Source organism: Anaerosalibacter bizertensis (genome assembly GCF_009696605.1).
Classification (GTDB): Bacteria; Bacillota; Clostridia; order Tissierellales; family Sporanaerobacteraceae; genus Anaerosalibacter; species Anaerosalibacter bizertensis.
This window is the reverse complement of the sequence record NZ_VULR01000021.1, coordinates 13604-34005: the sequence shown is the minus strand read 5'-3', so window position 1 is coordinate 34005 and position 20402 is coordinate 13604. Positions and strand designations below refer to the sequence as shown.

Below are 20402 nucleotides of genomic sequence, written 5' to 3'. Positions count from 1 at the left end.
GATAGTGAAAGTCTTAGGGAAAATAGATAGTTTTAATGCGTTGTAACTATATTTAATATAGTGAGAGTATTAAAGAAATCTATATAGTACCTAAGAACCCCATCGGCTTTAGCCGTGGGAGTTTCAGTTCTGGACTTATGTATTATAATTTAAAAGAATTGAATCTGCCTGTAAGTATATATAAATTGGGAATGGTTTATCCAATATCTACAAGAAAGGTGAGGGAATTAGGCGAAAGGTATGAAAAGATAATAGTACTGGAAGAGACTATGCCTTTTATAGAAAATGAACTTAAACGTAAAGGTATAGAATGCGAAGGAAAACGATATTTTTCCTTTACAAAGGAGCTCCATATTGAAGATATAGAAGAAGGACTTTTTAATGCTGGAGTAGTTAGGGAAAGACGTCTTACAAGGGTAGAGCCAATGGATACTGTATCTCGTCCACCTATGTTCTGTGCAGGATGTCCTCATAGGCCAATATTTGATATATTGAAGAAATCAAAAGTCAAAGTTATTGGGGATATTGGATGCTATTCAATGGCTGTATTGCCTGCATTTGAAGCGGCTCATACCAATATAAGTATGGGGGCTAGTGTTGGTATGATAAAGGGAATGAATAAGGCAATGAGACAGAACAATGATGATGAACCAATAGCTGCTGTTATAGGTGATGGGACATTTTTTCACTCTGGACTTCCTGGGTTTGTAAATCTACTGCACCAAGCTGATGAAGAGGACAATATGACTTTGATTGTTCTTGACAATAGGACTACTGCTATGACTGGAGGACAGCCAAATGCTAGTTCTGGTAGGTATAATGTAGATGATGATATGGATGCTTCTATTAAGGAAATATTAAATGCTATGAGAATTAAAAATGTTATAGAAGTAGACCAGTTTGATTATAATAAGACGAGGGAAATAATAAATGGGGAATTGAAAAAGAAAGGATTGTCTGTGATTATAGCTACTAGACCTTGTGCTCTTAGATACAAGATCAAGGAACCATATTTTTATGTAGACCCAGAAATCTGTATAGGCTGTAGATCTTGTGTAAAGACCAATTGTCCACCTATAAGGATGAAAAAATATGAAGGTTCAATATCATTACTTTAGATGCTGAAAAGGAGGCTAAAAGTGCAGGAAATATTAAAGTTGCCAATACTATTATGATTGGAGTATTATCTAAATATTTGCATATAAGGACAGAAACGTGGAAGAATATCCTTAGAGAAAATGTCCCTGCTAAATCTATAGACGAAAATATAAAGGCTTTTGAGATAGGGAGAAATTACTCTAATAATAAGTGAATTCCACTCCTTAAATTGTTCTACAATATATATTATTAAAATTGACATAATTTTTTCATTGATATAAAATACTATAGTTAATGTAATTAATTTTAAGGAGGTTTTTTGGCATGCCTACTAAGCATATATTTGTTACGGGCGGTGTTGTTTCATCATTAGGTAAAGGTATTACGGCAGCAAGTTTAGGTCAGCTTTTAAAAAGCAGGGGACTTAAGGTAACTATTCAAAAATTTGACCCATACATAAATGTAGACCCAGGTACAATGAGTCCTTATCAACATGGGGAAGTATTTGTTACTGATGATGGCGGAGAAACTGATCTAGACCTAGGTCACTATGAAAGGTTTATAGATATAAATTTAAGTAAAAATAGCAATGTAACTACAGGAAAAATATATTGGTCTGTACTAAATAAGGAAAGAAGAGGAGAGTATTTAGGCAGAACAGTACAAGTAATACCTCATATAACCAACGAAATCAAAGAAAGAATGATGAGAGCGGAAAAAGAAAAAGAAGTAGATGTAGTAATAACAGAAATTGGAGGAACTGTTGGAGATATAGAAGGATTACCATTTTTAGAAGCCATAAGACAGTTTAAAAATGATATAGGAAAAGAAAATGTTATGTATATCCATGTAACATTGGTTCCTTATCTAGGAAAAGCAGGGGAGTTAAAAACTAAACCTACTCAACATAGTGTGAAAGAACTTAGAAGTATAGGGATACAACCAGATGTTCTTATATGTAGAACAGAAAGACCAATTTCTCAAGATATGAAAGATAAGATTGCACTTTTCTGCGATTTAGAACCATCAGAAGTAATACAAAATTTAGATGCAGATACATTATATGAAGTGCCACTAATGCTTGAAGAAGAAGGTCTTGCTGATCTTGTAATAGACCATTTGAACTTGAAATGCAATGAACTAGATTTAAGTGAATGGAAAGATATTGTAGAAAAATCTAAAAACTTAGAAGGAAAAGTAACTATAGGATTGGTAGGAAAATATGTAGAACTTAGGGATGCTTACCTTTCAGTAGCTGAGTCATTGGTTCATGCTGGTATAGCTAATAATGTAGATGTAGATATTAAATGGATCCATGCAGAAGAGGTAAGTGAATCTAACTGTGAAGAAATACTAAAAGGTTTAGACGGTGTATTGGTACCAGGTGGCTTTGGAGATAGAGGCGTAGATGGAAAGATCTGTGCAGCTAAATATGCAAGAGAAAACAATATTCCTTACTTTGGTATATGTCTTGGAATGCAAATGGCAATAGTAGAATTTGCAAGAAATGTAGTTGGACTCAAGGATGCACATAGTTCTGAACTAAATGAAAATACTCCATATCCAGTAATAGATCTTATGCCAGAACAAAAGGATATAGATGAACTAGGTGGAACTATGAGGCTTGGACTTTATCCTTGTAAATTAAAAGAAAACTCAAAAGCCTATGAAGCCTATGGTGAACAACTAATCTATGAAAGACATAGACATAGGTATGAATTTAATAATGAATATAGAGATAAACTAGTAGAAAGTGGACTTATAATATCTGGTGTTTCACCTGATGAAAGACTTGTGGAAATAGTAGAGTTGGAAGATCATCCATGGTTTGTAGCAGTACAATACCATCCAGAATTTAAATCTAGACCTACAAAACCACATCCACTATTTAGAGATTTTGTTAAGGCAGCAAAAGAACATAATTGTTAATAATTCAAAAGGAATTCTTCTATAGAGAGTTCCTTTTTTAAGCTTTAAATTAACAGAAATTTCTTGATATACTACAGTTAGTTATATCGATTTGCTACAAAGGAGTGGGGAAAAGAGATGAAAAAGAAACTAAAGCTTGTGGTTCTAACTATTTTAGCAGTATCTTTATTTACAGGTTGTACTTCAATATTTGAAAAAGATAAACAAGAAGAAAAGGCAAAGGAAGACTATATACCTGTAGAAGTGGAAAAGGTAATAGTTAAAGGGCAGGATTTCCTATCTAATGGCTCTAAGGTTAAGGTTGTTAGAGGTGATAAGAAATGAGCCTATATAGTTTTTCAGTTAAGAAACCTATTACCCTTTTAATGATAGTATGTGTAGTTATTATAACAGGTATAGTGTCTTTGACTAAGATACCACTAGATCTTTTGCCTAAGATAGAAGTTCCTGTAGCAGTAGTTAGTACTAGTTATAAAGGGGTTGGATCAGAGTCAGGAGGAAAAGAGAAGGAAGTCAATATATCTTTAGAAGAAGGAGAGCTTGAAAAATATGGCTTAACTATAGATAAATTGGTTCAGCTAATTGGAGCTGAAAATTTAAATCTACCAGCTGGCCAGATAAAAAAAGGTAATAAAAAATTATCGTTAAAGACAGTAGGAGAGTTTCAATCTATTGAAGATATAAAATCTATGCCTATACCTTTGGCTACAGGTGGTGTTATACATTTAAGAGATATAGCAGATGTATCTATAGAAGATAAAGAAACTACTACTGTTTCTAGAATAAATGGAAAAGAAGGTATAAATATATCTATCCAAAAACAGTCTGATTCTAATACTGTTAGGGTTAGTGAAGAGATACATAAGGAGTTAGAAGCTATAGAGAAGGATTATCCAGACTTGGATATGGAGATAGTCCTTGACCAAGCTGAATACATAAATATGAGTATAATGAATGTATTTAAAAATGCTATTATAGGGGCAGTATTGGCAGTAGCCATACTTTATCTGTTTTTAAGGGATTTAAAAACTACCCTTATAATTTCTGTGTCTATACCGACATCTATTATAGCTACATTTATATTATTATATTTTGGCAATATTACTTTCAATATAATGACCTTAGGTGGAATGGCTTTAGGAATAGGGATGCTTGTAGACAATTCTATAGTAGTATTGGAAAATATATATAGACTAAGAGAGAATGGTTTAGATAGCCAGTCTGCTAGTATAGAAGGGGCCAAAGAAGTGAGTATGGCAGTTTCAGCTTCTACCCTTACAACTATTGCAGTATTTGCACCTATGGTATTTGTAGAGGGAATTACGGCTACTATTTTTAAAGAATTAGCTTTTACTGTAGCTTTTTCATTAGTCATATCTTTATTAGTTTCTTTGACTTTAATACCTATGTTGGCTTCTAGGTCCCTGAAAAAAGAGGTGGAAGAGAAAAACAATGGGTTCTCTAAAGTTTTTCGAAGTGTAAGAGATGGATATGAAAGTATACTTTCATGGGCATTAAATCATAAAGGGTGGGCAATTTTTATAGCTGTAGCTATATTTGTAGTCACTATTTTCCCCTTATTTATATTGGGAGGAGAGTTTTTTCCTCCAGTAGATGAAGGAACCTTTATTGTAAATATAGATTTGCCATCAGGTTCTAGTTTTCAAGAGACTAATAATGTTATTGAAAATTTAGAAAAAGATATATCTAAAATAAAAGAAGTAGATACAATTAGCATTGAGAAGAGGAGAAGGCTCTGAAATACAAAGTCCTATGGCTGTAGCTGTAATAGGTGGACTCTTTTTTTCAACTTTATTAACTTTAGTATTTATTCCAGTAATGTATATTGTATTTGATAATTTAAGAAAGACTAAAGAGGATATATAATATATGGCAATTAATTTTGAAGACTATTATCATAAAAGATGGTATAATAATGAATAAGAAAAATTAAAATAATATACAAGGTGGTTTAGCATGGATAAAATAGTTATTAAAGAGAGTGAGAAAAATAGAAGGTTAAAGATAGTTGGTCTTTTCATGGGAATTATTTTAGTGATTGTAGGCATTAAAACTAAAAAGACACGAGAATTGTTCATAGGGCTAATATTTCTTTATTTTACTGTATATAAGAAAGAAAATACTGTGACTAAAGATGGTGTAATATATAGACATAAAGGGATATTTGTTGATCGTAAAGATAGTGTGGATTTTTCTACATTAGATAGAATAATTGTCTACAGGGCTAGGGATGGTAAATACATTTTTTATTTTGACAGGGAAGAAGATCCTAAAGGTATAAAGGTAGAAAGAGAATATGCTGAGTCTATAGTGAAATTGATAGAAAGTAGAGAAGATAAAGTTCCTATAGAATATGCCTGTGAACCTTTTGGAGAAGAAGATGATGGGGAGTAAATAAATAAAAAACAACTTTTGCCTATAGAGGTAAAAGTTGTTTTTTAAGTTAGTGCCTGTTTTTAGGCAGTGGAAATAGCTCAAAATTTGGCGAAAGCAAAAGATTGGTTAAAAATAATCAATCCATTTTTCATGTATAAAAAACTTAAATGGCTATATTTAGCCAATACGGTATATATTTTAAATTGTGGCATATTTGTTGCATAGTATATATATTTGTGAAAATTAAGATGTAGAGGCCGTATTAGCTAAAAATTTAACAAATAAAATAATTAATCAAATATGAAAGGATGATTTAGATATGAAAAAAGGATGTCCTTATGGAACACACAGAGTTTTAGAACCAAAGGGTGTATTACCACAACCAGCATTTAAAATCAGTAACGATATGGAAATCTACGACAATGAAATACTTATTGATGTACAAACATTAAATATTGACTCAGCAAGTTTTACTCAAATAAGTGATGAAGCAAAAGGCGATGTTGAAGGCATCAAGAAGATAATGAAAGGTATAGTAGATGAAAGAGGTAAACACCAAAACCCAGTAACAGGTTCAGGTGGAATGCTTATAGGTACAGTTGAAAAAATTGGTCCAGCATTAGAAGGAAAAACTGATCTTAAAGTAGGAGATAAGATAGCAACATTAGTTTCCCTATCCTTAACTCCACTAAGAATTGATGAAATATTAGACATAAGACCAGAAATTGACCAAGTAGATATCAAAGGAAAAGCAATACTATTTGAATCAGGACTTTATGCAAAGATCCCAGAAGATCTACCAGAAAACTTAGTATTATCAGTACTAGACGTAGCAGGAGCACCAGCTCAAACAGCTAAAATGGTAAGCCCTGGCGATACAGTAGTAATAATAGGTGGAACAGGAAAAGCAGGAATGCTTTGCTTATATGAAGCAAAGAAAAGAGCAGGAGTTACAGGAAAAGTTATCTGCCTAGACTACAGTGAAGAAGGATTAAAGAGAGCTAAAGCAGCAAATCTAGCAGACGAATATATCCAAGCAGACGCAACAGATGCAGTAGCAGTAATGAATAAAATAGATAAAGCAACTGATGGAAAAATGGCAGATGTAACTATAAATATAGTTAATATACCAAATACAGAAATGGCAAGTATCTTAGTAACTAAAGATGAAGGACTTGTATACTTCTTCAGTATGGCAACAAGCTTCACAAAAGCAGCATTAGGAGCAGAAGGAGTAGGTAAAGACGTAGACATGGTAGTAGGAAATGGATATACTAAAGGTCATGCAGAAATTTCACTACAAATCATGAGAGAATCAAAAGAACTAAGAGAAATCTTTGAAAAACTATATGCTTAATATTAAGCAATTAAATTGTAAATGGAAAAGAATATTTAAATAAATAATTCTTATGATATAATAAGAATTGTTGCAAATTAATTTGCCAATAAATTAATTTAAATAATTGAATGGAGGTATTATACTATGGAAAATGCTATGATTAGAGTAAGAATGAGTGCTGGAGATGCACACTATGGTGGAAATTTAGTAGACGGAGCTAAAATGTTACAATTATTTGGTGACGTAGCTACAGAATTACTTATTAGAAATGATGGAGACGAAGGACTATTTGTAGGATATGACGATGTACAATTTTTAGCACCAGTTTTCGCTGGAGACTATATTGAAGCAGTTGGAAAAATAGTTAAAGTTGGAAACAGCTCAAGAAAAATGGAATTTGAAGCTAGAAAGGTTATCAAACCAAGACCAGACCTAAATGACTCAGCATGTGATGTATTAGAAGAACCTGTAGTAGTTTGTAGAGCATCAGGTACTTGTGTAGTTCCAAAAGACAAACAAAGAAATAAGTAATTAAGGCTTATTTGAGCGGACAAAATATTGTGGCAAGGAGTGATATATGATGGAAAAGTTAATCATAACAGCTGCTATATGTGGCGCTGAAGTTACTAAAGAAAACAATCCAAATATACCATATACTGTAGAAGAAATTGGAAAAGAAGCAGAAGCAGCATACAAAGCAGGAGCAAGTATCATACATTTACACGTAAGAAATGATGATGGTACTCCAACTCAAGATAAAGCAAGATTTAAAGCATGTATGGATGAAATCAGAAAGAGATGTCCAGATGTAATCATTCAACCATCAACAGGTGGAGCAGTAGGTATGAGTGATGAAGAAAGACTTCAACCAGTAGAATTAGGACCAGAAATGGCTACATTAGACTGTGGAACATTAAACTTTGGTGGAGACGAAATATTTGTAAACACAGAAAATACTATCAAAAACTTTGGAAAAGTTATGATAGAAAAAGATGTTAAACCTGAAATAGAAGTATTTGATAAAGGAATGGTTGACTTAGCTATTAGATACCATAAACAAGGATTTATCAAAGCTCCTATGCATTTTGACTTTGTACTAGGTGTACAAATGAATGCAACAGTTAGAGATTTAGCATTTTTAGTTCATAGCCTACCTGAAGGATCTACTTGGACAGTATCAGGAGTTGGAAGACATGAAATGCCTATGGCTGTAGCAGCAATAATCATGGGTGGTCATGCAAGAGTAGGATTCGAAGACAATGTTTATATTGAAAAAGGTGTTTTAGCTGAATCAAATGCACAATTAGTTGAAAAAGTTGTTAGATTAGCAAATGAACTAGGTAGAGAAGTTGCAACACCAGCTGAAGCAAGAGAAATATTAGGACTTAAACCATTAAAGTAATTAGATAGAAATTCAAAAAAAGGAAGAGGCTAGCCTCTTCCTTTTTTTGAATTTAGAAGAATAATATAGTTAGATAATAAACAAATAATAAATTGTGCCGATAATACTTATGTCGACATTATTCATGACATTATTTATACAAGGGGGAGAAACAAGATGAAAAGTATTAAAGGTAGAATTGCTCTTTTTTGTTGCATCATATGTATAGTAAGTATTTTTGCGGTGTCTTTTATAAATTATAAGACATCTTCTAAACATATAATTGATGGACAACTTGGAAGGCTAGAAGAATCAGGAAATAAGTATGGTAAAGAGATTGATGGTTGGCTCAGGGTACAAGGTAGGATAATTGAGGAAATAGAAAATGAACTAAAGTATGCATCGAAAAACAAAGATATAGACGTATATAGTGAGAAATATTTAGCTGATTATTTAAAATATAAGAATAGTACAAATTCAGATATATTAGAGTACTATGTAGGATTTCCTGAAAATAGAGTAGCTACATATCAAGGCAATATGCCTTTGCCAAAAGGTTATAATGTGAAAGATAAAGACTGGTATATAAGGGCAAGTGATAGTGATAAGGTTATTTTATCAGAACCATATGTAGATTTTGAACATGAAAAAGTTGTAGTAACTGTAGCTAAGGCCGTTAGGAAAAATGGAAAGATAGAAGCAGTAATTGCTTCAGATATATTTATAGATCATCTTATCGATCTTGTATCCCAAGCTAAACCTATGAAAGGTGCTAATGGATTCTTAATAGATGACAATGGAAATATATTATCCTATTATAATAAGGATTTTATCTATTCAGAGGAAAAGGGTTTTACATCTGCTACAGATGTACTAGGTAGTGGTATGGAAAAACTTATTAAGAATGGTTCTAAAAAGGGAAATGTAGAAAAAATGAAGGATTATGATAAAGTAGATAAATATTTCACAGCAGCACCAGTAGAATATTCAGGTTGGACAATAGGTTTTTCTATTCCAGTAAAAGATGTGGAGAAACCTTTAAATGAAATGGTAATGAGATCTTTAATTATAGGAGCCATTTTATCGATTATTGCAATAGTTGTTACATATATAATTGGAAACAATATATCTAAGCCTATTGTTGAAGCTACAGATTTTGCAGAAGAAATTGCAAATTTAGATATTAGAAAAGATGTAGATGAAAAACAATTGGAAAGAAAAGATGAAATAGGTAGGATGTTTGAATCCTTTGAAAAAATTTCAAATAATTTAAGGAAGTTTACTATGGAGCTTTCTGGTGCTAGTGAACAAGTAGCTTCTTTTTCAGAAGAAATGGCTAGTACTTCAGAAGAATCTACTGCAGCCCAAGAAAATGTAGCAAGTTCAGCTTCCAATGTAGCTGAAAATAGTAATGAGCTACTTAAAGATATAACAAATGTAATGGATTCAATGGAAAATGTAAGTAAAAGTTTAGAAGAAGCATTGACAAAGGGTGAAAATATAGCAAGATTAAGCCAAAAAGCCAGTGAGAAATCGGATATTGGAAAGAATGATATTGGAGAAGTAATAGATAGGATGGAAAGTATAAATAATAGTACTTCTCAGGTTTATGATTCCCTAAAGGATGTAATGAATAGCTCAGAAAAAATAAGTGAATTTGTAGATATAATCCGTTCTATAGCAGAGCAAACTAATTTACTTGCACTAAATGCAGCTATTGAAGCTGCTAGGGCTGGAGAAGCAGGTAGAGGATTCACTGTAGTAGCGGAAGAAGTAAGAAAACTTGCAGAAGGTGTAGAAGAAGCTTCAGATGAGATAAGTGGATTGATAGTTCAAAACAACGACATCATAGATAGGACAAATATATTGGCAGGAGAAAATATAAAGAATGTAGAAGAAGGATTAGGAGTTGTAGAAAGCACTGGGGAAGTATTTGGAGAAATAATAGGATTGATAAAAGAATTAAATGATGATATGGCTGATATGACAAAATATATAGAAGGTATTGTAAAAGATGGGGATGGAGTAATGGAGGCAACCAATAATATGCAAGAAATAAGTGTAGATGTATCTTCCCAGATTCAAAATGTATCTGCAGCAACAGAAGAACAAACGGCAGCTATGGAGGAAATTGCTTCTGCTAGTGAAAGCTTAGCTGAACTAGCCCAAGAACTACAAAATCTTATTGCAAAAGTGAAATATTAAAAATTAGACAAAGTTAGGTAGGAAGGACTATTTTCCTACCTAATAATTTTTATTTGAAAAAATATTCGACAAATAGAAGGAATTAAAAAGTTTATGAAGAATTAAAAAAGTAGAGGAGGTGCTTTATATGGTAATCCATGGGCATAAAACTCTACTTGTAAGATGTCATATATGCGGTAGAATGAGGATATACAACCTAAATATATTTGGAATTCCTAAAGAAGAAGAAACTGAATACAAATGTATATGTGGGGAAACTAATATTTCTATAAAGACTATGGACTATAAAACTTACTGGCTAAAGTTAAATTGCTTTGCTTGTAATAATAAACATATATATAGATATACTCTCAAGGAACTACTTGAGAAAGATAATTTTATTTTCTGTGCCAATAAATTAAGGGTATGTTTTATAGGTGAGGAAGAAAAAGCTAAAGAATTAATAGATGAAGATATAGTAGATTTTGAAGAACTACTTAAGAACTCGGGATTTGACAATTATTTCGAAAACCTTAAAATATTAGGTGAATGTTTAAAAAAATTAAATAAATTAAATAAAGAAGGCAATATTAGCTGTGATTGTGGAAGCAATAGTGTAGTAATAGAAGTTTTTTCAGATAGGGTAGAGTTGAAATGTTTAAACTGTAATAGTATACAGATAATATATGCAGAAACAGAAGAAGATCTGGAAGTGTTAATGAGGAAGGAAAAAATACTTATGCAGAAGCATAATATTGCTTATATAGACTCTATAATTGAAAAAAATAAAAATACTAAAGAGAAGTAGTGTGTAATAAAAGAAAAAAATGATATAATAGGTATGACATATGCAAAAGTGGCAAATAAAAAGGAGGTATTTTTTACATGTTAGTAACAGGTAGTGAAATATTACAAGATGCGCATAAGAATGGCTATGCGGTAGGAGCCTTCAATATAAACAATATGGAAATAATCCAAGCGATTATAGAAGCTGCCGAAGAAACTAAATCACCAGTTATACTACAAGCTAGTCAAGGTGGAATTAAATATGCTGGAATAGAGTATATTTCTGCACTAGCTAAAGTAGCAGCTGAAAAGGCAACAGTGCCAGTAGCTGTTCATCTAGACCATGGTACAGATTTTGATCAAGTTGTGAAATGTATAAGATATGGTTTTACATCGGTGATGGTAGATGCTTCTAAATATCCATTGGAAGAAAATATTGCAATGACTAATAAAGTAATAGAAATAGCTCATGCAGTAGGTGTATCAGTAGAAGCAGAGTTAGGAAAAATAGGTGGTACAGAAGATCATATTAAAGTAGATGAAAGAGATGCTACTATGACAAATGTAGATGAAGCAGTAAGATTTGTAGAAGAAACAGGTGTAGATTCTCTTGCTATAGCTGTAGGAACTGCTCATGGGGTATATAAAGGAAAACCAGAATTAGATTTTGATAGAATAAAGGCTATAAAAGAAAAAACTAATATACCACTAGTACTACATGGTTCAAGTGGGGTAGCTTATGAAGATCTTGAAAAAGCAGTTAGTTTAGGAATAAATAAGATAAATATTGATACAGATGTAAGGATGGCTTTTGCAGATGCAATAAAAGATTTCTTGAAAGATAATATGGATGAAATCGACCCAAGAAAGATCTTAAAACCAGCAAGAGCTAATATGAGCAAAGTTGTTGCAGAAAAAATGCGTGTATTCGGTTCAGCAGGAAGAGCATAAAAGGAGGCAAAATATGAAGCTATTTATTGATACTGCCAATATAGATGAAATAAGAGAAATAAATGATTGGGGAGTTATATGTGGGGTTACTACAAATCCTTCATTAATTGCAAAGGAAGGTAGAGATTTTAAAGAAGTTATAAAAGAAATATCTACCATTGTAGATGGACCTATAAGTGCAGAAGTTATTTCTCTTGAAAGTCGCGGTATGGTTGAAGAGGCAAAAGAACTTGCAAAAATTCACAAAAATATTATAATAAAAATACCTATGACAAAAGAAGGACTTAAAGCAGTAAAAGTATTAAATAGCGAAGGTATTAAAACCAATGTAACCTTGGTATTTTCACCTAGTCAAGCATTACTTGCTGCAAAGGCTGGAGCTAGTTATGTAAGTCCTTTTATTGGTAGGATGGATGATATAGGAAATGAAGGTATGAATATTATAGAAGATATAGTTAAAATATATAATAACTATAATATAAGCACTGAGGTAATAGCTGCTAGTGTTAGACATCCTATGCATGTACTTGAAGCTGCTAAAGCAGGCTCGCACATTGCTACCATACCTTATAAGGTATTTGAACAGATGGTTAAACATCCTATGACAGATCTAGGGATAGAACGGTTCTTAAAGGATTGGGAAGGGGTAGACTCAAAATAAGGAGTGGTTACAATGGACAGAAATCTGGCTTTAAACTTAGTCAGAGTAACAGAAGCTGCAGCATTGGAAAGTGCTAGATATCTAGGTAGAGGAGATAAAATAGCTGCTGATCAAGCTGCTGTAGATGGTATGAGAAAAATGTTTGATACTGTAAATATTGATGGAAAAGTAGTTATAGGTGAAGGAGAAATGGATGAAGCTCCAATGCTATATATTGGAGAACAGATAGGAAAGGCTAAAGAAGGATGCCCAGAAGTAGATATAGCTGTAGATCCATTAGATGGAACTACTTCAGTGGCTAAAGGTCTTTCAAATGCACTATCAGTTGTGGCGGTAGCACCTAAAGGTTGTCTTCTTCATGCACCAGATATGTATATGAATAAAATAGCTGTAGGGCCAAAGGCTAAAGGATGTATAGATATAGATGCATCTGTAGAAGAAAATTTATCAAATGTGGCTAAGGCTTTGAATAAGGATATTTCAGATTTAACTGTAACTGTAATAGATAGACCAAGACATGAAGACCTTATAAAAAGGGTTAGGGCTGTAGGAGCTAGAATTAAATTATTTAGTGATGGAGATGTGGCAGCAGCCATAGCTACATGTTTTGAACATTCTGGTGTAGATATACTTATGGGTGTAGGCGGAGCACCAGAAGGTGTAATAGCGGCAGCAGCATTAAAGTGCATGGAAGGTGAGTTTCAAGGAAAGTTATGCCCAATGAATGATGAAGAAAGAAAAAGATGTAAAGACATGGGTGTAGATGTGGATAAGGTATTGACTATGGAAGATTTAGTTCGTGGAAATGAAATATTATTTGCAGCCACAGGTATATCTGATGGTGAACTTTTAAAAGGTGTAGTATATTATGAGAACAATATGGCAACAACTTATTCTGTAGTTATGAGAGCTGAAACAGGTACTATTAGATTTGTAGAGGCCCTTCATAAGCTAGATAAGAAACCTGAGTATGCTAGATAGATATAAATAAATTCCTGTAGTTCATTCTACAGGAGTTTCCCTTTCTTTTTTCCTTTTCTTTTTTCCTATGTATTCCAAGTGGTAAGGTTTTTTAATTATTGTGGAGGTGGAATGGTTGACCCAGACAGAACTAGAGGGTAAAAAAATTGGAGAGTTACGTGAGATAGCTAAAAACATGGACATTAAAAGTCCTTATAAATACAAAAAAAGTGAGTTGATTGATTTGATACAGGAGAAAAATGATTCGAAAGGGGTAGAAGATCATAGGAAAGTAGAAAACTATAAAGGAAAAATAAAACTCAAAGATATAAATACATCTGTTTTACCAGATAAAATTACAGAAGAATTAGAACAGATGGACAATATAAATGCAGCTGAAGGAATACTAGAAGTACATAGTGATGGATATGGTTTCTTAAGATGTGAAAACTATCTTTCTGGAGACGAAGATATATATATATCTCCTTCTCAGATAAGAAGGTTTAGGCTTATGACTGGAGATAAGATATATGGTATTACAAGACCTCCAAAACAAGGTGAGAAGTATAAAGCTCTTCTATATGTAAAGAGTGTAAATGGAATGCATCCAGATACAGCCCCTAAAAGGCCAGACTTCGATACTTTAACTCCTATCTATCCAAGAGAGAGATTAAATCTTGAAACAACTTCCAATGAACTTTCTACAAGAATGATAGATTTAATGGCTCCTATAGGTAAAGGACAAAGAGGAATGATAGTTTCACCACCTAAGGCTGGAAAAACTACCCTTCTAAAGAAAATTGCCAATGCTATTTCTATTAATCATCCAGAAATGGAGATAATAGTACTTTTAATAGATGAAAGACCAGAGGAAGTAACAGATATGAAGAGGTCTGTAAAAGGTGATGTAGTCTATTCTACATTTGATGAACTTCCAAAACACCATACAAAGGTGGCTGAAATAGTCTTAGAAAGAGCAAAGAGACTTGTGGAACATGGGAAAGATGTAGTGATACTTCTTGATAGTATTACAAGGCTTGCCAGAGCTTATAATTTAACTATCCCTGCAACAGGTAGAACCCTTTCAGGAGGATTGGATCCAGGAGCATTACATAAACCAAAAAGATTTTTTGGAGCTGCAAGAAATTTAGAAGAAGGTGGAAGTTTGACCATTCTTGCTACTGCATTAGTTGAAACAGGAAGTAGGATGGATGATGTTATATTTGAAGAATTTAAGGGTACAGGTAATATGGAGATCCATTTAGATAGAAAACTTTCAGAAAAGAGAATATTCCCTGCTATAGATATAAATAAATCTGGTACTAGAAGAGAGGAACTTTTATTAAATCAAAAACAACTTGAAACTATTTGGGGAATAAGGAAAGCTTTAGGCAATGCACCTACCCAAGACGTGACAGAGACTATAACAGAAGACCTTATGCAAACAGAAGATAATGCTACTTTTATAGAAATTATGAGGAAAAAAATTTGGTCCTAAAAAGTTGAAATACATTTTTTATTATGCTATAATATACAGGTTGAAATGTGTAAAAGAGAGGTGAGCATCATGAAAAAGGAATTACATCCAGAATACTACGAAGCAACAGTACATTGTGCTTGTGGAAATACTTTTAAAACTGGCTCAACTAAAAAAGAATTAAGAGTAGAAGTTTGTTCAGCATGTCATCCATTCTTTACAGGTCGTCAAAAATTCGCTGAAAAAGGTGGACGTGTTGAAAAGTTCAAGAAAAAATATGGTTTGGAATAATCTTTTTCAAAAAAAGGTTAGATGCTTACATCTAGCCTTTATTTTTGTCCAAAAATTGGTGTATTTTGTCTAAATTGTGTCTAATAATCTTTATATGGTATAATAACCTTACAAAATATTTGGAGGTATTTAAATTGAAAATAAAAGATATAAAGAGGATACCTAAACATATGACTACTATTGGAGGTCAAGCCCTTATAGAAGGGGTTATGATGAGAGGACCAAGAGATATAGCCATAGCAGTAAGGAAACCAGACAATGAAATAGAAGTAAAGAAGGAAAAGGTAGATACTGTATCTTCTAGAAATAAATTTTTAAAACTACCATTTATAAGAGGAATGGTAGGCCTTGTAGAGTCTATGGTTATAGGGACTAGAGCTTTAATGTATTCTGCAGAGTTTTATGAAGAAGACATAGAAGATGAATCTGAAAGTTTTTTTGAAAAGATTTTTAAAGATAAATCTGAAACAGCAGAAATAGTTTTTTCTCTACTTTTTTCATTACTTATAACAATAGTAGTTTTTATGGCTGGACCAATGTTTTTAACTGGCCTTATTAAAAAGACTGTTAAAAATCCTATAGCTTTAAATCTTATAGAAGGTTTTATAAGAATAGTATTTTTCTTAATATATGTAATAGCTATTTCTAAAATGGAAGATGTGGAAAGGGTTTTTGAATATCATGGTGCAGAACATAAGACTATTCATTGCTATGAAAATGAAGAAGAATTGACAGTGGAAAATGTAAAGAAATATCCTATACTCCATCCTAGATGTGGAACTAGTTTTTTATTTATGGTTATGATAGTAAGTGTTTTAGTACTGTCCTTATTTGGATGGCCAGATCCTCTTAAAAGATTTTTGATAAGGCTTCTTATGCTTCCTGTAATAGCTGGGATATCTTATGAAATAAATAAGCTTATAGGCAGGAGTAATGGAACTTTAGCTTATATATTATCCTATCCTGGACTTATGTTACAAAAAATTGCTACAGTAAAGGAACCAGATGGTGAACAAATAGAAGTGGCAATAGAAGCATTGAAAGGGGTCTTAGTTGAGGATAAGGAGGAAGATTTGTGGTAATAAATGAGCTTTTGCAATTAGGAGTTGAAAAACTAGGAGAAAGAGAATATTTAGATCCTCTATTAGAATCTATAATAATACTATCTTATCTACAGAATGTAGATAAAAGCTATATTTATACACATGGGGATAAGGAAATTCCAGAGGAAATTGTGGATAAATTTTTAAATTTCATAGAAAAAAGAAAAAAAGGATATCCATTAAGCTATATTTTAAAAGAAAAAGAGTTTTATGGATTAGATTTTTATATAGAAGAAGGGGTACTTGTACCTAGACCAGATACGGAGATATTAGTTGAATGGATTATAAATAAGGTTAATAATGAATTTAAAGATAAACCTTTGAATGTAGTGGAGTTAGGCACTGGTAGTGGCTGTATTCCATTGACCCTTGCCTATTATTTAAAGAACATAAAGGTTTTTGCAGTAGATATAGATGAAGTGGCTTTAAAAGTAGCCAATATAAATAGGGATAATCTGAATTTAAATGATAGGGTAAGTTTTTATAAGGGAGATTTATTCAATGGAATAAGTTCTTTACAACTAGAAGGAAAAATAGATATAATAGTATCGAACCCTCCTTATATACCTACGAATGCTATTCCTGAACTTCAAATAGAAGTAAGGGAATATGAACCTAAAAAAGCATTAGACGGAGGAGAAGAAGGGCTTTTGTTTTATAAAAAAATAGTGCCAGAGAGTAAAAAATACCTTAAATCTGGTGGAATATTGGCTTTTGAAATAGGTTATGATCAAGGGATGAAAGTTAAGAAATTGTTGGAAAAGAATGGGTTTAAAGATATATCTATAATAAAGGATTTTCAGGGATTGGATAGAGTTGTGGTAGGAAGATTGGGATAGAGGAGGAAAGCTATGTATTTTGAAATGTTTAAAGCTTTTTTTAAAGTAGGAGCTTTCACCATTGGTGGTGGGTATGCTATGCTTCCATTTATTCAAGATGAAGTTGTAGAAAAAAATGGATGGCTTACTACAGAAGAGTTTTTAGATGTATTGGCAATAGCAGAAGTGACACCAGGGCCTGTAGCAGTAAATACAAGTACCTATGTAGGATATAAACTTAAGGGTGTTAAAGGAGCAATAGTTTGTACTTTAGGGACTATTCTTCCTTCATTTTTAATTATGCTTTTGATTGTAACATCTCTTTGGAAATATAGGAATAATCCTATAATAGATAAAGCATTTTTAGGCATAAGACCAGCAGTGGCAGCTTTGATTTTTACCGCCGTATATAAGCTTGGAAGAAAGATGGATATTAGTAAATATATGCTAGTTATTAGTGTTCTTACAGTTTTAGCTGTAGCATTTATAGATATAAGTCCTGTAGTTGTCATACTTGTATCAGCTTTTGGTGCTATAGGATATTATAAGTTTAAGGAGAATAAATAATGGAATTATTAAATCTTTTCTTATCTTTCTTAAAAATAGGAGCTTTTACCTTTGGTGGCGGATATGCTATGATTCCACTGATTGAAAAAGAAGCGGTAGAAATCCATGGTTGGCTTACTACAAAGGAGTTTATAGATATACTGGCTGTAGTAGAGATGACACCAGGTCCAATTGCTATAAATTCTGCTACTTTTTTAGGATATAAAGTGGGAGGAGTACTAGGTTCTGTATTGGCAACTACTGCTGTAGTCCTTCCATCAATAATTATAATAATTTTGATAGCCCATTTCCTATCAAAGTTTAAAAATTCCCCTTATGTAGATTGGGCATTTAAAGGTATAAGACCAGTAGTCTTAGGCCTTATTGTATCAGCTAGTATCAGTGTGGCAAAAAATGCATTTATAGATTTTAAAAGTGTTATAATAGGAGGAGTGTTGTTTTATTTAATATCTTTTAGAAAGCTTCATCCTATATTAGCAATTATATTAGCGGGAGTAGCAGGAATGCTAGTTTATTGAGATTATGAGTGTATTAAATTATATATGAAAATATTGTGGAGGTGAAGATATGTTAGATAAATTAGATTTTTTGGAAAAGAAATATAAAGAGCTTAGCCTGAAGATAATTGACCCAAAAGTAATGGAAGACACTCAAGAGTGGCAAAAGCTTGCTAAAGAACATGCAGAAGTAGAGCCTATAGTTATGAAATATAGAGAATTTAATGAAGCAGCTAAGACTTTAGAAGAAGATAAAGAAATGCTTAAAGAAAAATTAGATGATGAATTTAAAGAAATGTTAAAAGAAGAAATAACTGAATTAGAATCCCAAGTTGCAGCTTTAGAAGAAGAACTTAAGATACTTCTTATACCTAAGGATCCAAATGATGATAAAAATGTTATTGTAGAGATAAGGGCTGGAGCAGGTGGAAGTGAAGCAGGACTATTTGCAGGAGACCTTCTTAGAATGTACTCTATGTATGCAGAAAAACAAGGTTGGAAAGTTGAAATGATGGATTCTAATAACCAAGGTATTGGTGGATTTAAAGAGGCAATATTTATGATCAAAGGTAAGGGTGCCTATAGTAAATTAAAATATGAAAGTGGTGTTCACAGGGTTCAAAGGGTACCAGAAACTGAAGCAAGTGGTAGAATACATACATCTACCGCTACTGTAGCAGTCCTTCCAGAAGCTGAAGATATAGATTTGGAAATCAATCCAAATGATATAAGGATAGATGTATTCCGTTCTTCAGGAAATGGTGGCCAAAGTGTAAACACTACTGATTCAGCAGTTAGAATCACCCACTTACCTACAGGAATGGTTGTATCCTGTCAAGATGAAAAGTCCCAACATAAGAATAGGGACAAAGCTATGAAGATCCTTAAAGCTAGACTTTATGATCAGCTTATGACAGAACAAAATCAAGAAATAGCCGAAGAAAGAAGGAGTCAGGTAGGTTCTGGAGACAGAAGTGAAAGGATAAGAACTTATAATTTTCCTCAAGGTAGGGTAACTGATCATAGGATCAATATGACTATCCATAGACTAGAATCATTTTTAGATGGGGATATTGAGGAGATAGTAGAAGCACTCATAACAACAGATCAAGCAGAAAAATTAAAACATGTAGGCTAAAAGATTGTTAACATACCTAGTATAAAGCCTATGATTATCCATATGGTAGAAGCCCTTCCACTGTGAAGGGTTTTTGCATTTGGTATTAAATCATTACATATTATATAGAGCATAGTTCCCCCTGCAAAAGATAGGCAGAAGGATATGAGATAATTGGATACAGTTCCAAGATAAGCCCCTATAAAAGCTCCTACTCCAGTAGGAACCCCTACAATAAGAGCGATTAAAATTATTTTCCAATTAGGTAGTTTTCCTGCTTTAAGAGGAGCAACTAAGGCTAGACCTTCAGGAATATTGTGAACAAGTATAGCAATTGCTAGAGTAATCCCCATTTCCTTATGGGCCATGAAACTAGAACCTATGGCTAATCCTTCAGGTAGATTGTGTATTCCCATACTTATACTCAGTATAATTCCACTTTTCATAAGTTCATTATAATCTTTTCCAACAGTTATTTCTTCTACAGAAATAACTACAATAATCCCAAGTAATATTCCTATTATTTCTGTTATGAGGCCTCCTAATATATAGGATTGAGGTAGAAGTTCAAAAGCCACAATACTAAGCATAAGGCCTCCAGTAAGACCTAGTAGACAACTTAGAAGCTTTTGATTTTCTTCTTTAATGAAAGGGGCAAATAGCCCTCCAAGTCCAGTACCAGCTACTCCAACAAAAAAACCTACTAGAGTAATAGTATAAATGTCTCCCATAGCTTTCCTCCTCTTTAATATTCTATCTACTTTATTAATATTCTTGTGAAATAGTATAAAGAACTAAAAAACCCTACTTAAGACTAAAAAAATCATGTATAATATATATTTAGAA

23 protein-coding genes are annotated in these 20402 nt (G+C 32.6%); 22 read left to right on the top strand and 1 reads right to left on the bottom strand.

All coding sequences use genetic code 11. From position 1 onward, the window contains the following. Nucleotides 1–137: 137 nt before the first annotated feature. The 22 genes from FYJ27_RS11550 to prfA all read left to right on the top strand — a co-directional run bounded on the left by FYJ27_RS11550 (nucleotide 138) and on the right by prfA (nucleotide 19577). The gene (locus FYJ27_RS11550; RefSeq protein ID WP_229775556.1) at nucleotides 138–1118 is read left to right on the top strand and encodes a thiamine pyrophosphate-dependent enzyme; all 981 of its coding nucleotides are present in this window, start codon (nucleotides 138–140) and stop codon (nucleotides 1116–1118) included. After that, a complete protein-coding gene (locus FYJ27_RS13110; RefSeq protein ID WP_412030658.1) occupies nucleotides 1106–1312 on the top strand; it encodes a 2-oxoacid:acceptor oxidoreductase family protein in 207 nt (68 codons plus the stop codon). Before FYJ27_RS11550 ends, FYJ27_RS13110 begins: the two co-directional genes overlap by 13 nt. A gap of 110 nt (nucleotides 1313–1422) precedes the next feature. Beyond that, nucleotides 1423–3027 carry a CTP synthase gene (locus FYJ27_RS11540; protein ID WP_154484975.1) on the top strand — a complete coding sequence of 535 codons (1605 nt, stop codon included), beginning with the start codon at nucleotides 1423–1425 and terminating at the stop codon, nucleotides 3025–3027. Nucleotides 3028–3144: 117 nt separating this feature from the next. Then, on the top strand, nucleotides 3145–3351 hold the full coding sequence (locus FYJ27_RS11535) for a hypothetical protein (RefSeq protein ID WP_154484974.1): 207 nt from the start codon (nucleotides 3145–3147) through the stop codon (nucleotides 3349–3351). Next, nucleotides 3348–4787: an efflux RND transporter permease subunit gene (locus tag FYJ27_RS11530; RefSeq protein ID WP_154484973.1), complete on the top strand. Its 1440-nt coding sequence runs from the start codon at nucleotides 3348–3350 to the stop codon at nucleotides 4785–4787. The genes FYJ27_RS11535 and FYJ27_RS11530 overlap by 4 nt, the downstream gene beginning before the upstream one ends. After that, on the top strand, nucleotides 4765–4914 hold the full coding sequence (locus tag FYJ27_RS11525; RefSeq protein ID WP_154484972.1) for an efflux RND transporter permease subunit: 150 nt from the start codon (nucleotides 4765–4767) through the stop codon (nucleotides 4912–4914). The genes FYJ27_RS11530 and FYJ27_RS11525 overlap by 23 nt, the downstream gene beginning before the upstream one ends. Nucleotides 4915–5004: 90 nt before the next feature. Continuing rightward, nucleotides 5005–5442 (top strand): hypothetical protein, encoded by a 438-nt coding sequence (locus FYJ27_RS11520; RefSeq protein ID WP_154484971.1) that lies wholly within the window; start codon nucleotides 5005–5007, stop codon nucleotides 5440–5442. A 301-nt stretch (nucleotides 5443–5743) separates the two neighbouring features. Continuing rightward, nucleotides 5744–6781, top strand: a complete 1038-nt coding sequence (kdd, locus tag FYJ27_RS11515) for an L-erythro-3,5-diaminohexanoate dehydrogenase (protein ID WP_154484970.1) — start codon at nucleotides 5744–5746, stop codon at nucleotides 6779–6781. 126 nt (nucleotides 6782–6907) lie between these two features. Next, entirely contained in the window at nucleotides 6908–7294 is a 387-nt protein-coding gene (kal, locus tag FYJ27_RS11510; RefSeq protein WP_154484969.1) for a 3-aminobutyryl-CoA ammonia lyase, read from the top strand. A gap of 49 nt (nucleotides 7295–7343) precedes the next feature. Continuing rightward, nucleotides 7344–8165: a 3-keto-5-aminohexanoate cleavage enzyme gene (gene kce / locus FYJ27_RS11505; RefSeq protein WP_154484968.1), complete on the top strand. Its 822-nt coding sequence runs from the start codon at nucleotides 7344–7346 to the stop codon at nucleotides 8163–8165. A 156-nt stretch (nucleotides 8166–8321) separates the two neighbouring features. Beyond that, complete coding sequence (locus FYJ27_RS11500; RefSeq protein WP_154484967.1) at nucleotides 8322–10349, top strand: methyl-accepting chemotaxis protein; 2028 nt, start codon at nucleotides 8322–8324, stop codon at nucleotides 10347–10349. Nucleotides 10350–10476: 127 nt separating this feature from the next. After that, nucleotides 10477–11136, top strand: a complete 660-nt coding sequence (locus FYJ27_RS11495) for a hypothetical protein (protein ID WP_154484966.1) — start codon at nucleotides 10477–10479, stop codon at nucleotides 11134–11136. A gap of 77 nt (nucleotides 11137–11213) precedes the next feature. Continuing rightward, nucleotides 11214–12065, top strand: a complete 852-nt coding sequence (locus FYJ27_RS11490) for a class II fructose-1,6-bisphosphate aldolase (RefSeq protein WP_154484965.1) — start codon at nucleotides 11214–11216, stop codon at nucleotides 12063–12065. Nucleotides 12066–12078: 13 nt separating this feature from the next. After that, nucleotides 12079–12726: a fructose-6-phosphate aldolase gene (gene fsa / locus FYJ27_RS11485; RefSeq protein ID WP_154484964.1), complete on the top strand. Its 648-nt coding sequence runs from the start codon at nucleotides 12079–12081 to the stop codon at nucleotides 12724–12726. A gap of 12 nt (nucleotides 12727–12738) precedes the next feature. Beyond that, complete coding sequence (glpX, locus tag FYJ27_RS11480; RefSeq protein WP_154484963.1) at nucleotides 12739–13707, top strand: class II fructose-bisphosphatase; 969 nt, start codon at nucleotides 12739–12741, stop codon at nucleotides 13705–13707. 175 nt (nucleotides 13708–13882) lie between these two features. Next, the gene (gene rho, locus FYJ27_RS11475) at nucleotides 13883–15184 is read left to right on the top strand and encodes a transcription termination factor Rho (protein ID WP_406565760.1); all 1302 of its coding nucleotides are present in this window, start codon (nucleotides 13883–13885) and stop codon (nucleotides 15182–15184) included. A 69-nt stretch (nucleotides 15185–15253) separates the two neighbouring features. Then, a complete protein-coding gene (rpmE, locus tag FYJ27_RS11470; RefSeq protein WP_154484961.1) occupies nucleotides 15254–15454 on the top strand; it encodes a 50S ribosomal protein L31 in 201 nt (66 codons plus the stop codon). 134 nt (nucleotides 15455–15588) lie between these two features. After that, the gene (locus FYJ27_RS11465) at nucleotides 15589–16536 is read left to right on the top strand and encodes a DUF1385 domain-containing protein (protein ID WP_226808259.1); all 948 of its coding nucleotides are present in this window, start codon (nucleotides 15589–15591) and stop codon (nucleotides 16534–16536) included. Continuing rightward, nucleotides 16530–17396 (top strand): peptide chain release factor N(5)-glutamine methyltransferase, encoded by an 867-nt coding sequence (gene prmC, locus FYJ27_RS11460; protein ID WP_326831089.1) that lies wholly within the window; start codon nucleotides 16530–16532, stop codon nucleotides 17394–17396. Before FYJ27_RS11465 ends, prmC begins: the two co-directional genes overlap by 7 nt. Nucleotides 17397–17408: 12 nt before the next feature. Then, nucleotides 17409–17942, top strand: a complete 534-nt coding sequence (locus FYJ27_RS11455; protein ID WP_154484960.1) for a chromate transporter — start codon at nucleotides 17409–17411, stop codon at nucleotides 17940–17942. Continuing rightward, nucleotides 17942–18460 (top strand): chromate transporter, encoded by a 519-nt coding sequence (locus tag FYJ27_RS11450; RefSeq protein ID WP_154484959.1) that lies wholly within the window; start codon nucleotides 17942–17944, stop codon nucleotides 18458–18460. The genes FYJ27_RS11455 and FYJ27_RS11450 overlap by 1 nt, the downstream gene beginning before the upstream one ends. A 49-nt stretch (nucleotides 18461–18509) precedes the next feature. Continuing rightward, a complete protein-coding gene (gene prfA / locus FYJ27_RS11445) occupies nucleotides 18510–19577 on the top strand; it encodes a peptide chain release factor 1 (protein ID WP_154484958.1) in 1068 nt (355 codons plus the stop codon). Here prfA and FYJ27_RS11440 read toward each other — a convergent pair. Continuing rightward, complete coding sequence (locus FYJ27_RS11440) at nucleotides 19574–20287, bottom strand: ZIP family metal transporter (RefSeq protein WP_154484957.1); 714 nt, start codon at nucleotides 20285–20287, stop codon at nucleotides 19574–19576. The two genes, prfA and FYJ27_RS11440, sit on opposite strands and share 4 nt — an antisense overlap. Between the last annotated feature and the right edge of the window lie 115 nt (nucleotides 20288–20402).

Coding starts and splice junctions, on each gene's coding strand:
- FYJ27_RS11550 (WP_229775556.1), top strand. CDS start 138: ATGTATTATAATTTAAAAGAATTGAATCTGCCTGTAAGTATATATAAA.
- FYJ27_RS11540 (WP_154484975.1), top strand. CDS start 1,423: ATGCCTACTAAGCATATATTTGTTACGGGCGGTGTTGTTTCATCATTA.
- FYJ27_RS11535 (WP_154484974.1), top strand. CDS start 3,145: ATGAAAAAGAAACTAAAGCTTGTGGTTCTAACTATTTTAGCAGTATCT.
- FYJ27_RS11530 (WP_154484973.1), top strand. CDS start 3,348: ATGAGCCTATATAGTTTTTCAGTTAAGAAACCTATTACCCTTTTAATG.
- FYJ27_RS11520 (WP_154484971.1), top strand. CDS start 5,005: ATGGATAAAATAGTTATTAAAGAGAGTGAGAAAAATAGAAGGTTAAAG.
- kdd (WP_154484970.1), top strand. CDS start 5,744: ATGAAAAAAGGATGTCCTTATGGAACACACAGAGTTTTAGAACCAAAG.
- kal (WP_154484969.1), top strand. CDS start 6,908: ATGGAAAATGCTATGATTAGAGTAAGAATGAGTGCTGGAGATGCACAC.
- kce (WP_154484968.1), top strand. CDS start 7,344: ATGGAAAAGTTAATCATAACAGCTGCTATATGTGGCGCTGAAGTTACT.
- FYJ27_RS11500 (WP_154484967.1), top strand. CDS start 8,322: ATGAAAAGTATTAAAGGTAGAATTGCTCTTTTTTGTTGCATCATATGT.
- FYJ27_RS11495 (WP_154484966.1), top strand. CDS start 10,477: ATGGTAATCCATGGGCATAAAACTCTACTTGTAAGATGTCATATATGC.
- FYJ27_RS11490 (WP_154484965.1), top strand. CDS start 11,214: ATGTTAGTAACAGGTAGTGAAATATTACAAGATGCGCATAAGAATGGC.
- fsa (WP_154484964.1), top strand. CDS start 12,079: ATGAAGCTATTTATTGATACTGCCAATATAGATGAAATAAGAGAAATA.
- glpX (WP_154484963.1), top strand. CDS start 12,739: ATGGACAGAAATCTGGCTTTAAACTTAGTCAGAGTAACAGAAGCTGCA.
- rho (WP_406565760.1), top strand. CDS start 13,883: ATGGACATTAAAAGTCCTTATAAATACAAAAAAAGTGAGTTGATTGAT.
- rpmE (WP_154484961.1), top strand. CDS start 15,254: ATGAAAAAGGAATTACATCCAGAATACTACGAAGCAACAGTACATTGT.
- FYJ27_RS11455 (WP_154484960.1), top strand. CDS start 17,409: ATGTATTTTGAAATGTTTAAAGCTTTTTTTAAAGTAGGAGCTTTCACC.
- FYJ27_RS11450 (WP_154484959.1), top strand. CDS start 17,942: ATGGAATTATTAAATCTTTTCTTATCTTTCTTAAAAATAGGAGCTTTT.
- prfA (WP_154484958.1), top strand. CDS start 18,510: ATGTTAGATAAATTAGATTTTTTGGAAAAGAAATATAAAGAGCTTAGC.
- FYJ27_RS11440 (WP_154484957.1), bottom strand. CDS start 20,287: ATGGGAGACATTTATACTATTACTCTAGTAGGTTTTTTTGTTGGAGTA.